Annotated in this window: 19 protein-coding genes; 6 read left to right on the plus strand and 13 right to left on the minus strand. The window is 38.5% G+C overall.

Going from position 1 to position 14,237, the window contains the following annotated elements; all coding sequences use genetic code 11:
• Nucleotides 1-316 precede the first annotated feature (316 nt).
• The 3 genes from LVD16_RS00380 to LVD16_RS00390 form a co-directional block, all read right to left on the minus strand.
• Nucleotides 317-583, minus strand: coding sequence for a hypothetical protein (locus LVD16_RS00380; RefSeq protein ID WP_233769533.1), 267 nt, complete (start codon nucleotides 581-583; stop codon nucleotides 317-319).
• A complete protein-coding gene (locus LVD16_RS00385) occupies nucleotides 561-1,640 on the minus strand; it encodes an IS110 family RNA-guided transposase (protein ID WP_233769731.1) in 1,080 nt (359 codons plus the stop codon). Before LVD16_RS00385 ends, LVD16_RS00380 begins: the two co-directional genes overlap by 23 nt.
• 572 nt (nucleotides 1,641-2,212) lie before the next feature.
• Entirely contained in the window at nucleotides 2,213-3,556 is a 1,344-nt protein-coding gene (locus tag LVD16_RS00390; RefSeq protein WP_233771605.1) for a serine hydrolase, read from the minus strand.
• 136 nt (nucleotides 3,557-3,692) lie between these two features.
• Here LVD16_RS00390 and LVD16_RS00395 point away from each other — a divergent pair, with 136 nt between their 5' ends.
• A complete protein-coding gene (locus tag LVD16_RS00395; protein WP_233771606.1) occupies nucleotides 3,693-4,247 on the plus strand; it encodes a hypothetical protein in 555 nt (184 codons plus the stop codon).
• Nucleotides 4,248-4,305: 58 nt separating this feature from the next.
• Here the strand turns inward: LVD16_RS00395 and LVD16_RS00400 are convergent, their stop codons facing one another.
• Nucleotides 4,306-4,752 carry a DUF1572 family protein gene (locus LVD16_RS00400; RefSeq protein WP_233771607.1) on the minus strand — a complete coding sequence of 149 codons (447 nt, stop codon included), beginning with the start codon at nucleotides 4,750-4,752 and terminating at the stop codon, nucleotides 4,306-4,308.
• Nucleotide 4,753: 1 nt separating this feature from the next.
• Nucleotides 4,754-5,317 carry a sugar O-acetyltransferase gene (locus LVD16_RS00405; RefSeq protein ID WP_233771608.1) on the minus strand — a complete coding sequence of 188 codons (564 nt, stop codon included), beginning with the start codon at nucleotides 5,315-5,317 and terminating at the stop codon, nucleotides 4,754-4,756.
• Between the two features lie 72 nt (nucleotides 5,318-5,389).
• Here LVD16_RS00405 and LVD16_RS00410 point away from each other — a divergent pair, with 72 nt between their 5' ends.
• A complete protein-coding gene (locus LVD16_RS00410; protein WP_233771609.1) occupies nucleotides 5,390-5,989 on the plus strand; it encodes a pentapeptide repeat-containing protein in 600 nt (199 codons plus the stop codon).
• A 195-nt stretch (nucleotides 5,990-6,184) separates the two neighbouring features.
• A complete protein-coding gene (locus tag LVD16_RS00415; protein WP_233771610.1) occupies nucleotides 6,185-6,550 on the plus strand; it encodes a hypothetical protein in 366 nt (121 codons plus the stop codon).
• 19 nt (nucleotides 6,551-6,569) lie between these two features.
• Here the strand turns inward: LVD16_RS00415 and LVD16_RS00420 are convergent, their stop codons facing one another.
• The 6 genes from LVD16_RS00420 to LVD16_RS00445 form a co-directional block, all read right to left on the minus strand.
• Nucleotides 6,570-7,379 carry a TraB/GumN family protein gene (locus LVD16_RS00420; protein WP_233771611.1) on the minus strand — a complete coding sequence of 270 codons (810 nt, stop codon included), beginning with the start codon at nucleotides 7,377-7,379 and terminating at the stop codon, nucleotides 6,570-6,572.
• Between the two features lie 9 nt (nucleotides 7,380-7,388).
• A complete protein-coding gene (locus LVD16_RS00425; RefSeq protein WP_233771612.1) occupies nucleotides 7,389-7,838 on the minus strand; it encodes a hypothetical protein in 450 nt (149 codons plus the stop codon).
• Nucleotides 7,839-7,911: 73 nt separating this feature from the next.
• Nucleotides 7,912-8,130 carry a DUF4287 domain-containing protein gene (locus LVD16_RS00430; protein ID WP_233771613.1) on the minus strand — a complete coding sequence of 73 codons (219 nt, stop codon included), beginning with the start codon at nucleotides 8,128-8,130 and terminating at the stop codon, nucleotides 7,912-7,914.
• Between the two features lie 89 nt (nucleotides 8,131-8,219).
• Nucleotides 8,220-8,708: a DUF3592 domain-containing protein gene (locus LVD16_RS00435; protein ID WP_233771614.1), complete on the minus strand. Its 489-nt coding sequence runs from the start codon at nucleotides 8,706-8,708 to the stop codon at nucleotides 8,220-8,222.
• Between the two features lie 136 nt (nucleotides 8,709-8,844).
• Complete coding sequence (locus LVD16_RS00440) at nucleotides 8,845-9,402, minus strand: hypothetical protein (protein ID WP_233771615.1); 558 nt, start codon at nucleotides 9,400-9,402, stop codon at nucleotides 8,845-8,847.
• Nucleotides 9,403-9,532: 130 nt separating this feature from the next.
• Complete coding sequence (locus LVD16_RS00445) at nucleotides 9,533-10,090, minus strand: hypothetical protein (protein ID WP_233771616.1); 558 nt, start codon at nucleotides 10,088-10,090, stop codon at nucleotides 9,533-9,535.
• Between the two features lie 420 nt (nucleotides 10,091-10,510).
• On the opposite strand from LVD16_RS00445, the gene LVD16_RS00450 reads away from it, so the two are divergent.
• Complete coding sequence (locus tag LVD16_RS00450) at nucleotides 10,511-11,062, plus strand: hypothetical protein (protein ID WP_233771617.1); 552 nt, start codon at nucleotides 10,511-10,513, stop codon at nucleotides 11,060-11,062.
• A 107-nt stretch (nucleotides 11,063-11,169) separates the two neighbouring features.
• Here LVD16_RS00450 and LVD16_RS00455 read toward each other — a convergent pair whose 3' ends face one another.
• Nucleotides 11,170-11,541 (minus strand): hypothetical protein, encoded by a 372-nt coding sequence (locus LVD16_RS00455; protein ID WP_233771618.1) that lies wholly within the window; start codon nucleotides 11,539-11,541, stop codon nucleotides 11,170-11,172.
• Between the two features lie 35 nt (nucleotides 11,542-11,576).
• On the minus strand, nucleotides 11,577-11,729 hold the full coding sequence (locus LVD16_RS00460) for a hypothetical protein (protein WP_233771619.1): 153 nt from the start codon (nucleotides 11,727-11,729) through the stop codon (nucleotides 11,577-11,579).
• Nucleotides 11,730-11,910: 181 nt separating this feature from the next.
• On the opposite strand from LVD16_RS00460, the gene LVD16_RS00465 reads away from it, so the two are divergent.
• Together LVD16_RS00465 and LVD16_RS00470 are read left to right on the plus strand one after the other, a co-directional pair.
• Nucleotides 11,911-12,630, plus strand: a complete 720-nt coding sequence (locus LVD16_RS00465) for a VIT1/CCC1 transporter family protein (RefSeq protein WP_233771620.1) — start codon at nucleotides 11,911-11,913, stop codon at nucleotides 12,628-12,630.
• A gap of 103 nt (nucleotides 12,631-12,733) precedes the next feature.
• Nucleotides 12,734-14,194: a TlpA family protein disulfide reductase gene (locus tag LVD16_RS00470; protein ID WP_233771621.1), complete on the plus strand. Its 1,461-nt coding sequence runs from the start codon at nucleotides 12,734-12,736 to the stop codon at nucleotides 14,192-14,194.
• The last annotated feature ends 43 nt before the right edge of the window (nucleotides 14,195-14,237 follow it).

Here is a 14,237-nt window from a genome sequence, read left to right on the forward strand (position 1 = left end):
AGACCTTGCAGCAAGAAAGACTTTTTTGTTACTTTTTTTGGTCGATTGCAAAAAAGTAAAGCAACCGTGGCGATGGAATGCCAAAGTGATAATCGCATTACAAATGCGGAGCTCTACAAATCCTCGTTATAAATAAGGATTAAGTTGGATCAGTGAGCAGTTTCGTAAGTGGAGACACCTACGAAGGCGAAATGAGTTTGAGTTTTTTAGAATGTCATACCGAACGGCAGTGAGGTATCTATGAATTTGAAGGTGGGCGACAGGTTAGTATTACTAACTGCATAGATCTCTCCTTACGTACCAATGACGTAATAAACTAAATAGGTATTTGTTCAAGCTCATAACCTAATTCTTTAGCTGTTTTTATTAGCCACTTTTCTCTATGAAGCTGCATTTTTTCTTCATATGCTTTGATCCCTTTTTCTGTGTAGTCAAGACCTTTTACCATAAGCCGCCAGTAGAGTACTGCCAGTTTTCGTGCTGTGGCTTTAGTCGCTATTCCAGGACCTCTTTTGCTTTTTAATCTGCGCCCAAAAGCACCTAGTGCTATCTTTTTGCTTTCAATTAAACTTTGGGTGGGCAAGTTGCCTAAATATTTGTCCAGCCTTCGGCCTGTACTTTCTGTTTCTGGTTTTGTTTTTCTTGCCGGACTGGTGTTGACCTGGAGATAACCCTAGCCATGAAGTGAAATGTTTCTCGCTTGGCCAATTATAAAGTTCCAGACCTATTTCCGAATACAATTGTAGCCAGGTATAATCGGTAATGCCCGGCAAACACGTAGCATCTTTGCCTGAAAAAATTTTGAGTAGGTGTCCTCCTAAGTGGTCAATATCAGGCTTATTATGCCTAACTGGTTTTCGGTCTTTAACAGACTCTATTTCATTTTTGCTTTGCATATCTGAATCGTAATTATTGACCCGTTTCATAACTTCCTCTAGTTTATGGTCACATGCCTGTATTTGTTGCTTATAAAATTTATAACCGCTGAATGCCTGTTCCAAAGCAAACAACCCAGCCTCGGTATAATAGCCTGAAAGCGCCTTGAGGACTTGAGATGCCTTTTTTTCTCTAATACTGCTATGGCACAGGGATAAGAGCTTTTGGGCATCACGTTCTCCTGACAGGATAGCTTCTATGATTGCCAGACCACTGGCTCCATGTACCTGACTGAGCACCTCTTTGAGTCGAATATTCATCTCAATTAGTGACTTTTGCATATGATTTACATGCATAGAGGCTGTTCTCAGATGATCTTCTCTCAAGCGCTGGTAAGCACGAACTTCCTTTACTTGAGCATCGGGAACAAAACAGCGATTCAACAAACCATGACTATGGAGTTGCTGAATCCATTGACAGTCCTTTACATCAGTCTTTCGACCTGGTACTTGTCTAGTCTGGCGCCCATCTACTAACCAGACATCTAAACCTGCTGATTCAAGGATCTCATAAAGGATGATCCAGTAAACACCTGTAGCTTCCATAGCCACTGTCTCGATCCCCTCTGATAATAAATAGGAAGATGCCTCTCGAAAACTTTCAGTGAAGGTCTCAAAAACTCGAACATCCTTGTTTTCTAAGGACACAAAAATGTGCTTGGCACCTATATCTATGCCTGCAGCATTTGCTCTCATCTTTTTCATGACTAAAATATTTAAAAGATAAACAAAGACCTGTAGGATGAAATATTGTACACGACAGACTACCAATCGGACATTCCTAAACAAGGAAGTACCATACTTTGTGACTCCTTTCTATCCAACCATGCTCGAGGACAGGCAAATTGCACTATACGAGGTACGGCTATATTGTACAGGCCACTTCTATCTTAACGTCATTTCGTTTTGTGCGGTTGGGTACCAAATGTTCGGTCTCGAGATGACTTTAACACGAGTCAATTGGGGTATGCATTAAACAAGCCTTGCTGCCCAGTCGTGCGGTGAAAGGGGATTGAAAAACAGGTTCTTCTCAAGTCCTTAGTGGTAGTTATGATATATGAAATACTCCAGCTCTCGGAAGACCTTGCAGCAAGAAAGACTTTTTTGTTACTTTTTTGGTCGACTGCAAAAAGGTAAAGAACTGTGGCGATGGAATGCCGAAAGCGATAATCGCATTACAAATGCTGGGCTCTACAAATCCTCGTTATAAACAAGGATTAGGTTGGATAGGCAAGCAGTTTCGTAGGTGGAGACACTACGAAGGCGGCATTAATAAATTAATCCGCTGCCTTAAAATGAAAAGTTCTGCCCATACGCTCTGCTGAAAGTCCTGTTACTTTTTGCTGGCTGGTTTCAAAAACCATTTCAATTTCGATTTTCTTACCATAAAATTGATGATCTCCTTTGGGATAAATTTCAAAGGCAGGATTGCCGGCTAATTGAGCGTATAAATGATTATTGGAGCTAGAAATGGTCAGTATCATCTGGCCTGAGTCTGAAATATATTTACCACTATACGTATCCAATGGTAAAACTGACGCCTGCGCCTCTTGGACCACCGGCATCTCAAAAGGTTGGTTGAAAACTATCTTTTCAATATCGTCAGCCATATCTGAAACGGGTAATGTAGATACATTGCTCAGAAGTATGATACTGATCTGGCTCTCAGGATACATAGCAATACTTGAAGAGTAACCCCAGGTGCCGCCACCATGATAGTATTTTAGTCCATCTTCAACATACCACCCTAACCCATATTTCCCAGCATTGACATTAGGTGAAAAAATAATGGGCTTTTGTTTTTGATCTAAGAGCTCATTTTGAAAAAAGCTATTGGCCCATTTTAAGAGATCCTGTGCCGATGAATACATGTCTCCCGCACCCTTAAGCATAGAATAGTTTCTGTAAGGCGCCACCACCAGACTATCATCCGACACCAAATGGTACCCTGCCGCCATACCTTTGACTATGGTAAGAGAATTAACGGCCCCGGTTTCAGTCATATCTAAAGGCTGCAGTATCTTTTGCTTAAGAACATTGGCATAAGCATCGTGATAAACTCGCTCAATAATGGTAGCAAGCAGAAAATATCCCAAGCTGGAATAGTGAAACTCTGACCCTAGAGTAGAAAGTAATGACAATTGATTGATTTCATTAATCACCTCATTAACAGACATTTGCAACTTTGATTTCACTTGCCAATATTCTTTGATCCCCTCATTATGTGGCAGCCCGGAAGTATGCGTAAGCAGCTGCCTGATGGTAATATCCTTAAACTGAGGTGATAGCTCAGAAATGTAATCAATGGCCTTGTCATCCAGCTTTAATAAACCCTCCGATTGTGCCATAAGCAGCAGTGTACCCGTAAAAGTTTTAGTGATAGAAGCTATTTTATATTTTGCTCCCGGCTTTAGTTCCAGCTGATTTTCATAGGAAGCCATTCCTATAGCTTTTTGAAAAAGAATTTTCTCACCTCTGGCAACTAGTAACTCCCCGCTAAAAACCTTCTTCCGGTGAATGACTTGAAGGTAACTAGCCAGTTTTGCATTAAGCTCAGGTTCTTGTCCGTAAAGGTTAAGCTGATAACATAGGAATATAAAAAGAAGAATAGATCGCTTCATGAGACAGTCGTTTTAGTGATTGTTTTCTAATGAGTTGTCTTATGATGCTGAAAACTTACAGTGGGGATTTAAAATTTGTTAGATTAGGAGAAAAAAGATAATAATGGCTAATAGAACCTGATCAAGCGAATAAGGAATGAAAAAAATCCATCTATTTTTATTTAGTCTTATACCTTTAATCTGCTATTCTCAGACTGATTCACAAAACAAAAACAACCAAGATCAAATCTTCTTAAAAATTAACAAAACCCTTTTTGAAAATTTTGTTAACGGAAATTTCGGTCCATATGAAACTAAAAACGAGCAAGGCTATTACATCTTGAACACGCAATCTTATTTTTCATATTTAAACCGACTAGATATTTTCTCCCAAGAATTCTATCAAAAGGAAAAAGAAAGGCTCAGAGAATGTCAACAAGACTTAGAAGAATTAAAATGGACTGGCATCACAGACCTCGGTTGGGAGCCCAGATCCTGCTCTTTCTTTAATTATATGTATTGGTTAAAAAGTCAAGAATCACCTCATGCCTATGAAGTTAGTGAATTGTCGATTAAGAGTAATTCTGCACAATCTAGACTAAGATTTTATGACAATTATAATAATGAAAAATCCTATTGGCACGAATCATTGTTGATAAAGTATAGGAAATTTGATGACATCTGGCGGATAATAGAAATCTCGGAAGAATAACATTCTGTTTATTGCTTCTGTAATAAACACTAAAAAACTCTAGAATATGACCAAACCCCTAACTATCCAACAACCTCCTATGATAATTGATCTGACCTAAATGATAGCTGAGGTGAGTAAGCAGGTGCACCAGGGTGTATTCCATTTCGGTGGGTTTCTCCCAAATTTGAATGGGGAAATCTGATTTAAGATCATCCATAGACAAACCATCAAGACCTTGATTCACAACCTTTTGTACCGCCTCAATTTTCTGTAGAAGCTCCGCCCTGGGAACATTTTTTTGAGAAAATTCCAAGTCTCGCTCTCTAATATAGCCTGTCTTCGCCAAGCCATTGCCGATATAATAATTTAGATTGCCCAACAAGTGCAAGCATAAATTACCAGCACAGTTAGATATCTGAGCATCTGTAAGCCAAAGATTTTCTTCATTTTGATATTGCTCTATTTCGTATTTGAGCTTTTGAATGTCTCTGCTGAATAAGGTTTTAAGTGTTTCAATGATCATATCACTTCTTGTCCAGTTCTCTAATCACCCTACAAGGATTCCCCGCCGCAAATACATCAGACGGAATGTCTTTAGTTACCACGCTGCCTGCACCGATCACCACGCGGTCTCCGATAGTTACACCTGGGCAAATAACTGCGCTACCACCTACCCAAACATCTTCACCAATAGTGATGGGTTTAGCAAACTCCAGGCCGCTGGCTCGCTCTTTATAGTCCATTGGGTGGGTGGCGGTGTATATTTGTACATTTGGTCCGAATAGGGTTCGGTCTCCCACTTTAACCTCCATTACATCCAGCACCACACAGTTGAAATTGAAAAACACCTTTTCTCCCAGCGTGATGTTGGTACCATAATCACAATAGAAAGGCGGCTGAATCCACAGGCCCTGGCCGGCGTGAGGAATGAGCTTCTGGAGTATCTCCGCTCGTTCCTTTTCCTGATCTTCGCTGGAGTCATTGAGGGCCTTTAAATGTAGACGGGCATCGAGTCGCATTTGAGATAGTTGTTCATCTAAAGCGTTATACAACTCTCCGGAGAGCATCTTTTCTTTTTCTGATTTCATGGGTAGCTATTTAGTTTTTTAATGCCCAATTTTGCGGCTTTGGGCAATTGATTAAAGTTAAGATTTAATAGCATGGGAACCGCGAACCAACCTGATGAGTATCGTAAAAAAACCTTTAATGGCACTAACCTGGCAGAGAAGAAGCTGAGTAACAGGGAGTTTATAGAGTGCCAATTCATCTCATGTAATTTTCATAAGGCTACTCTTCATGACAACGACTTCGAAAACTGCGTTTTTAAGCAATGCGATCTTTCCATGAGCTCTCTGGAAAGCACAGGTTTTAAAGACTGCATTTTCATAGGCTGCAAAATACTTGGCGTAGACTTTACCCGCTGCAATTCTTTCCGTTTCTCTTTTGCCTTTAAAGATTGCTTTCTTGATTATAGCATTTTCTGTGGCACCAAAATGAAAAAGACACAGTTTACTAATTGCTCATTAAAAGAGGCCAATTTCTCCAACACCGACCTTACTTTATCCTCTTTCGACAATTGTGATCTATCAGACGCTGTTTTTTCACACAGCATTCTTATCCGGGTGGACTTTCGTACGGCCAGAGGTTTCGTCATCGATCCTGCGATCAACAAAATGAAACGTGCAAGATTCTCAAGCCTCAATCTGCAAGGGCTACTCTACAAGTATGACTTGGAGGTAGATGATAGTTTGATAGGGTAATCTATTTACCCATTATCTTCTCTCTGCACCACACCCCAATCCGTAATATGGGTAATGATGGTTTGCAAAGTATTACCGTGCTTAGCCGCCTGGGTATGCTGGGTGGCTGACTTCTCCCCCTCAAGATCAGAGTTAGATTACATTGGTTTAAATATTCAATAAAAATACTTAGGTTGTAAAACCAAATTCAAACTAATGGAAATTCAAAACTTATCTAACTATGATCTCTATGTTCTAATAATGGATCAATCCATGAAGGAGGACAAATTACTAGCCGCAGAAGATGAATTCAAAAATCGACAATTGTCTTTCCAGGAAATTGATGCTTTGAGCCTAAAATATGAGCAAGCAAAACGAAACGTTAAACCTCAAGAATTAACTACTGCTACAAAGATTACACTTATCATATTTCCATTTTTTCTCTTACCCCACGTATTTGTTTCAATACAACATTTAAAGACAGGTCATGCAGAAAAATGGAAGCAATATTGGAGATTCGTGGCATTGGGGCATTTATTCTGGACAATTCTAGTCATTACCATTTTTAGATACCTAACATAGCCATTCTCTTCTATACACCTCAATCAACTACCAAAGGCCTAGAAGCACTCACTTTATCAAAATACAGAAATCCGCTGTACCCTCCTCTAGGCTCATCTGGGTAGACTAGCATGTAATTCTTTCCATACTCACTCAACTCTTTGTTGCCGGACACAGCTCTTTCCTTGCAACCATCACTCATACAGTTCCAATAAGTACCTTCTCCAAAATAAGTATTTAACGAAATGAGCTGATTATCAAAGCCTTTCATCTGATTAAAATGATAAATAGCCGATTTGAAAGTAGGCCGCCAGAATCCTTCTTTTAGATTGGCATGAAGATTACCTGTGAGCACAATTAATCGGCCTTCTTTATAACCTTGGCTTAGATTAACACCCATCAAACTATCTCTTTCATTGGTAGAAAGGCCTAACCCTGACTGTACATCGAAGCAAATAACCTCCACATTTTTCAATGCTCTAATTCCTTTAATGAGCTCGCCAATAGCTTCACTGGTTCTGCCATCCTGAGTTTTGAAGTAATCCAGGGCAATGAGTTTTTCAAAATCACCGCTCTTCATATATTCATCGAGGTCCTTTTGATAATTGCTATTTATTTCAAGTCCTACTGTCAATTTTTGATCTTCCTGGCTGAACTGTTGCAGTAATTCCAGCACAAACAATGGCACCTCGGTAGTCCCGTGCATTTCACCCACCACTATCACTTTTTTACTATCTATGAATGATTGGAAATCGGCACTATCTAATTTATCTAACTGGAAAATGCTGGACTGTGCAAAAGCCGCATGGACAGTAAGACAACTGATTAAAAGGAGAAATTTAAATTTCATTTTTAACAATTAAAATTTTATACCCAGCTCATTGACATCTCTGTTAACCTTTACCCATTCGCTATTATCGTAATCTGTCTTTATGTTTAAAGTATCAACTAGCATAAATAAGCTGGTCAAATATATGACCTCCACATTTCTCCGGTTATACCCTAAAGCACCAACATTTTGCATTTGAAATTCAACTTTCTTAAATTGAAGTTGTCCGTTTTGATAAATAATTTTTTGAGTTTTCCATGCTGATGAGGATTGAATGATTTGCAATGGCCCTGTAGCAAAAACCATTATTAAAGTTATCAATGGGATTATTATCAAGATGATTTCCCATTTAACCATTTTGATTATCAAAATATTCCAAAGCAAAATGAGTGGAGCTCCAATCATTACACCGAAATAAACGCAAGATTTTATAAACTGATTTTTGATTTCAAAACTTGTAGCTACATCCAGAATAAACATTAGGAGAAGTATGATGAATATAGCGTTAAGTAAGACAGATGACTTTTTCCTCCAATCCATTTCTAACAAATAGCTACTCCTTCTTCCCTTTAAAAGTAGCATAGATAGCCATGGCGTGACCATGCCCCAGCTCAAAATCCTCCGTCAGCCAATTCGTAACTTCGGTTGCCTTCACTTTCGGATTTAATTTACCATCTATGATAAACCCCTTTTCTGTGGCTAATGACTTAAAATCTTCCGGGGTTTTCCCGGTTTTGGCTTTGATGTTATCGATATAGGCTTGAAAAGACATAGCTTTTAGGTTTAAGTGGTTGGTGTTGGTCTATAATCAAATATATTAAATTTTGAATATTTAATTACATTTAATATTAAGCCATTGAATTAAGAGGATAGGCCTTTTACATATATAACGATGAGTGCACTAAAAAATGCTACGGTAAGTATTAATGGAACATAAAATACTAAGCCAATGGCTGGATTCAATGTGGAGAAGGAAGGATTGTTAATAGAATAATAGACCATAACCTTCTTACCCATAGCGAGTCTACCATAAAGAAAGATACTTGCAGTCTCAGAACCTTGATAGCACCCTTTATGCCCCGCATAAGTAAACCCTTTAATATTATCACCTGTATATAACTGATTATCAACCTGATACTCATATCTGAATACAAAGCAATCATCATCTTCATTTACCATTGAATGTGTAATAATTCCAGTAGTTTGTCCTCCATTTTTCAAAATGAAAGAAAAATAACCTGTTATGCAGGTAAGGGACAAGATAATTAAAGTTACAGGGGCAAGTAGCTTAATGGCAAGCTTCTCCTCTCTGGTTTTGCTATTCCATGACAGCCGTTTAAAAAATGACATTCTTCAATATTCTTCAATACTCTTCAAATACAATAAAAAAGCCACCCCAACAGGGCGGCTTAAAGATATTATATTTTAAATAAAATCAGTGTGAAGTATTATCCAAGGGAAAGATTTTAAAGCCTAACCAACGCCATCAATCTTTTTCCCCCGTAGAAGTACCTCGTAAACGCAAAGGAGAATAAGTACCTCTTGACATAAGAATATCATATTCAATCTCTATCTCATCACCATTAACCTCTCCAGACAGCTCTACTTGAACGTTGAATAAAAATAAATCTCCACCTTCAATCATAATAGGCATTCGAAAATCAAATTCATCTAGACTAAACTCTTCACCTTGTATTTCAGCAACTGTTTCTCGTTCATCAATATCCACATTAACTATGATAGCAGCATTCCCTAAAACGGTTATTAAGGTATTTTGGATTAATTTTTCAACAAAAACATTAAGATTCAACTGTAGCTCATCCTTATCCAGATAATCATAAACGTCCAGACTAATTTTTGCATCCAAATCTATAGCCATAGTACTATCCAAAGCAGGGGTGGCCTGGGTTATCCTCACCTCAGAGTCATCCATATCATACTTACCTTCAAGGGCTTGTCTTGTATCTGGTTCATCTTCTTCATCACAGGCGGCAAACAATAGGCCCAAGGCCAGTATTGCTGTAAATAGGCTATAAGTTTTCATGGTGTGCAGTCTTAATTAGGTTTAAATTGTTCTACCAATTTAAATTACAGAACACCACATGATATGGTCTATTTGATTAGGTAAGCTTTTGGATTGACGTTAGAGCCCATTAAATTGATAGGCCGATATTTTAATGCCTTTTCCCCATGGCAGTACCGCGCAATCTTATAGGACTGTCATTGGCTGTAAATGCTCCAGCGGCGATATCAAATTCAATTTCATGCTCATCGCCATCCATTTCACCATCAATATCTATTTTCACCACTACGGTTGATTCACTGCCCCCAATAATTGAAAAAGGCATATCAAACTCAAACTCTTCAATGCTATACTTACCATCCTCCCCTTTCGCCACGGTATCGTCACCGTCAATATCCACCTCTACCAAAACCTGATCATTAAAAATCCTCAATACTTCCTTAAGTAATTTCTCAATAAAATCATTTAGATCTACTTGCAGCTCATCAGAATCAAGTTCATCATCTATTTCAAACTCTATTTCAGAATTAAAATCCAGATAAACTGTGGTATCCATTATGGGATTAGTGCGAGTAAACCTCACCTCTGCATCCTCCATATCATATGTACCAGTGAGGGCCAGGCGCGCATCTGGAGTTTCTTCATCATCGCAGGCGTTTAGCGACAACATTAACACAAACAGCACAAATAGTAGTCTATAAACTTTCATGGTATATCCTTAATTAGGTTTAAATTGTATAGGCTTAATTTACACTGCATTTAGCGCTTGCAGGAAATAAATTGATTCATACAGGCTGTTATTTGATAACACGCCTCAGAAAATTGACAGTGAACATCACTTAGAATCAAGTTTGGCTTTCAGATCATTCATAAACTCCGGAGTCCACATACTCATATGTCCTCCCTCCAACTTTATAACTTCTACTCCTTTATCCTTTAGGAAATATCCTAACCTGCACAATTCTTACACTCAGAATAAAGCCTTGATAATCAAAGCATAACACACAAAATCAAAATATAGGAGAGAAAACCTATGCACGAATTCTCAATGTAAAAACTTTTTCTTCCATTCATGTTTACACATAAGAAAATCAGGGTATGAAGCTGAAATTTCAAACAATCAATCATTATGAAAAAGCTTTGGCTATACCTACCCTTCGTATATCTATGTCTTTTAGGCTGCGGCAAAGATGAGGGCGAAGCAAAATTTGCATCAAGCAATTACGACATCACATTATCAGTAAACTCAGATGTGAAGTATGAGTTTAAAGGAGACGAGCCTAGATTTTTAGGTAAATTATTCTCTGGCAAGTCTGGCGTGGATAAATATTCATTCCAAGTACTCACAGGCTCAGATCCTTCAAATATCATGGTAATTAACTTTTATATGCCTTCCGGCGAAACTCCATTTCAGGAAGACATGAGTTATCCTCTAACCTATGTAGATGGTATTACTTTAAATGAGGTTTTACAATATGGTCCCGTGGCTGAGCTTTATTTTGAGAATACCGAAGGATTCACCGACGGTCCATCTTCTACCACAGTTGCTTATTCAGGGGAACTAGAAACAAAAATTGGTGGGACTTACGGGTTCACGGTAGAGCTTGGGGGTCATATCACTGATAAGGTAAAGCTAAAGCATGATATAGATGGCTCTGTTAAATTCTTAGAAACACCCTAAAAACCAAAAATCAACTCAACCATAATACCTAACCTAAAATGGGGCTGACTCAACAAGATGCAACATCATATTGAGTCAGCCCCATAACTTTTAAGGCAATAAAGGCATTAATCTATTTTTTCACCCTTAGCCTCTCCCTCAAATACAAATGCAACCTGCTTGGTGCCTGCATTTTTAATTGTTGCTTTATAATCAAATTCCATCTCTCCGTCTTCTACCTCGCCATCCAAACGTATACTAGCTGTATAATTAGTGGCGGCTTCCAAACCTAGCCCGGCTTTCACTTTAACATTGAATTCATAGGTTTCAAATTTTTCATTATCAAACTCAACGGGGATCAAGCCATTTACTACATCAACCTGCACAATAAGCTTATTGGTACCATTGTAATGTGCCCAGAATGAAACCTCAATCATACTCTCCAAAAACTCGGTCAGGGTCATGATAATGGTATCATCAGAATCTTCAGACTTTGCCAATTTTATTTTAGGCTTTATATCAAAAGTATATTGTGTCAATTCGTCACGGCCCAGATGTCTTGTTCCACATCAGTAACCACGTAAACTCCTTCAACTTCCACCTTAGGATCAACGGGATCTTCAGAATCTTCGCTACAGCCAAAAAATGCCAGAGCCATACCCATACATAAAACTTGAACGTACTTCATGAATTTATAATTTAGATTGAATAATATCCAAGCTATAAACTCTTATGAGACCAGACCACTCAGATTTGATAGTGAGGGTTGGTGAATTGATGAGATAATAATATGACTTGATAGCCGAAATAACGTTATTTAACTATTAGCAGGAAATGATGCGAATACTTGATAATTTAGTTGAGGCATAATGAATGACCTTATGGATGAAACCACAGATGACTACGGGAGTAATCATTACATACACAGAAGTAACTGGTTACGTGCAGCTGTATTAGGTGCGAATGATGGCATTTTGTCTACCGCCAGTTTAGCTATTGGCGTAGCCGCAGCCAGTGCTACCCGTGAACCCGTTTTACTTTCCGCCACAGCAGGTTTAGTGGCCGGCGCTCTTTCTATGGCGGCTGGAGAATACGTTTCTGTAAGCTCTCAAACTGATATGGAAAAATCAGACATTAACCGTGAAAGAGAAGAATTGCGGGATATGCCTGAATTAGAACTACAGAGGTTAGCTGAGATTTATGAGGAAAGGGGCCTATCAAAAGAAACCGCCATGAAAGTAGCCATGGAGCTCACTGAGCATGATGCTTTGGCTGCTCATGTTAGAGATGAACTAGGAATTAATGATGTAAACAGACCTAACCCACTGCAAGCTGCCTGGGCATCTGGAGCAGCATTTAGTGCCGGCGGTATTTTACCAGTGCTGGTAGTTTTGTTTATGCCTCTGGAGCATCTTGAATATTATCTCTACGGATTCTCCATCATATTTCTGATGACCTTGGGATTGTTCGCTGCCAAAAGCGGAGGCTCCAGTAAGAAAAAGGCCATTCTCAGAATCACTTTCTGGGGCACTGTAACTATGGGATTGACGGCACTTGTTGGCTATCTGTTTGGCGTTGGAGTAGCATAATCAACTCTACAATAAAACAAAAAGAAGAAAAATTATACCTCTAAAGATACAGGTTCATTAAAAACGTCGTTACTTCAAGACTTACTTGATTAACAACATATTTATGAACTCAAAATTTTATCAACTACTATCATGGTTGCTTCTCGCATCCGCTATCATCAGTTGTTCCGAAAAAAAAGAAGAAAAATCTGATCTGGTGGAGATTAGTTTTAATGCTCCTTCTTTCAAGAATGCATATTTAGAGCTCAATAGGTTTAACATGATAAGCTTCGATCCCACTTCACTTGACTCAATCACATTGGACTCATTAGGCAAAGGGAGTGTTAAATTCAATCTTAGCAAACCCACTTTTGCAATTCTGAGAATAGATGAAAACTACTTTGATATATATCTGGAAGGCGGTTATAAGTTAGACGCTACATTAAAGACTGATGATGATTTGCTCACTATTGCGTATACAGGTAAAGGCGCTGATACCAACAATTATTTGTCAGGCAGCTCTTCCATCAGACAGAAGTTTTATGCTAAAAATCCCACCTGGTGGACAAAAAGCAGGACTGAAGCAACGGAAATTTTTAAAAATTTCAAGCAAAATCAGGACGATTACCTCGCTGGTTATTCTGATACCGCTTCTTTAGAGCCGGACATGAAAAAAACGCTCCAAGACAAAATTATAACCAGCCTAATTAGTCTAAAACAGCAATACGGTTTAGTTAATGCTCAGCACACCAAAGAAAGTAGCTCTGACTCAACTTCTGATTATATGAAAGTTAATTTCGAAGATATTCCGGCAAACGCTAAATATCTGGAATTGGGCATACTTGAATACGCACAAACACTCGATCTATATTTAAGAACAGAGGTTCATGGCAAGCTAGGTGAAAATATGGACATTAAACACATAGATTCTCTTTCAAAACAAAACACAATAAAATCTAACGAGATCATCAAGGATTATACAGTACCTAATAATATAAAAGAATTACTTCTTGCCAAAAACATTATGTATTGGCTTGGGTCCGACGGAATAACCTGGAGTTTAGACAGCATATATAATGAGTATAAAAAACATTATCCAAACTCCGATTACACCGCTGATATTCAGGAGAAATATGAGGAATGGGTGAAAATTTCAAAAGGAAAACCTGCTCCAGAAATAACGGGCATTACCCAAGCAAATGACACCGTTTCACTAAATCAGCTGAAAGGAAAGGTAGTTTATGTAGATGTATGGGCCACCTGGTGCCGGCCATGTATAGCGGAATTTCCTCATTACAAAGAGCTCCAGGCACAATTTGAAGGCAATGAAAATGTAGCGTTCTTATTTGTATCTGTTGATGAAAACCAAGATCAATGGCGTAATTATCTTCAGCAAGAAAAATTACCCGATGGCATATACGTGAATGAAATTCCCATAGCAGGACAGACTGGTATAATGGAAGCATATAACATGTGGGGCATTCCAAGGTATATTCTTATTGACAAGGATGGAAAAATAGCCAGCGCCAATACAAAAAGGCCTTCATCTGGAGATGTACCCCAGCTTATCCGAGAGCTGTTGTAGAAGTTTAAAGCCCATGATTAAAGTGCCTATTTCAAGGCTCCTT

This window comes from Fulvivirga ligni (assembly GCF_021389935.1).
Lineage (GTDB): Bacteria > Bacteroidota > Bacteroidia > Cytophagales > Cyclobacteriaceae > Fulvivirga > Fulvivirga ligni.

What these genes read in the sequence shown, in the direction of transcription:
- LVD16_RS00385 (WP_233769731.1), bottom strand. Translation starts at nt 1,640, where the DNA reads ATGAAAAAGATGAGAGCAAATGCTGCAGGCATAGATATAGGTGCCAAG.
- LVD16_RS00390 (WP_233771605.1), bottom strand. Translation starts at nt 3,556, where the DNA reads ATGAAGCGATCTATTCTTCTTTTTATATTCCTATGTTATCAGCTTAAC.
- LVD16_RS00395 (WP_233771606.1), top strand. Translation starts at nt 3,693, where the DNA reads ATGAAAAAAATCCATCTATTTTTATTTAGTCTTATACCTTTAATCTGC.
- LVD16_RS00400 (WP_233771607.1), bottom strand. Translation starts at nt 4,752, where the DNA reads ATGATCATTGAAACACTTAAAACCTTATTCAGCAGAGACATTCAAAAG.
- LVD16_RS00405 (WP_233771608.1), bottom strand. Translation starts at nt 5,317, where the DNA reads ATGAAATCAGAAAAAGAAAAGATGCTCTCCGGAGAGTTGTATAACGCT.
- LVD16_RS00410 (WP_233771609.1), top strand. Translation starts at nt 5,390, where the DNA reads ATGGGAACCGCGAACCAACCTGATGAGTATCGTAAAAAAACCTTTAAT.
- LVD16_RS00415 (WP_233771610.1), top strand. Translation starts at nt 6,185, where the DNA reads ATGGAAATTCAAAACTTATCTAACTATGATCTCTATGTTCTAATAATG.
- LVD16_RS00420 (WP_233771611.1), bottom strand. Translation starts at nt 7,379, where the DNA reads ATGAAATTTAAATTTCTCCTTTTAATCAGTTGTCTTACTGTCCATGCG.
- LVD16_RS00425 (WP_233771612.1), bottom strand. Translation starts at nt 7,838, where the DNA reads ATGTTTATTCTGGATGTAGCTACAAGTTTTGAAATCAAAAATCAGTTT.
- LVD16_RS00430 (WP_233771613.1), bottom strand. Translation starts at nt 8,130, where the DNA reads ATGTCTTTTCAAGCCTATATCGATAACATCAAAGCCAAAACCGGGAAA.
- LVD16_RS00435 (WP_233771614.1), bottom strand. Translation starts at nt 8,708, where the DNA reads ATGTCATTTTTTAAACGGCTGTCATGGAATAGCAAAACCAGAGAGGAG.
- LVD16_RS00440 (WP_233771615.1), bottom strand. Translation starts at nt 9,402, where the DNA reads ATGAAAACTTATAGCCTATTTACAGCAATACTGGCCTTGGGCCTATTG.
- LVD16_RS00445 (WP_233771616.1), bottom strand. Translation starts at nt 10,090, where the DNA reads ATGAAAGTTTATAGACTACTATTTGTGCTGTTTGTGTTAATGTTGTCG.
- LVD16_RS00450 (WP_233771617.1), top strand. Translation starts at nt 10,511, where the DNA reads ATGAAAAAGCTTTGGCTATACCTACCCTTCGTATATCTATGTCTTTTA.
- LVD16_RS00460 (WP_233771619.1), bottom strand. Translation starts at nt 11,729, where the DNA reads ATGAAGTACGTTCAAGTTTTATGTATGGGTATGGCTCTGGCATTTTTT.
- LVD16_RS00465 (WP_233771620.1), top strand. Translation starts at nt 11,911, where the DNA reads ATGAATGACCTTATGGATGAAACCACAGATGACTACGGGAGTAATCAT.
- LVD16_RS00470 (WP_233771621.1), top strand. Translation starts at nt 12,734, where the DNA reads ATGAACTCAAAATTTTATCAACTACTATCATGGTTGCTTCTCGCATCC.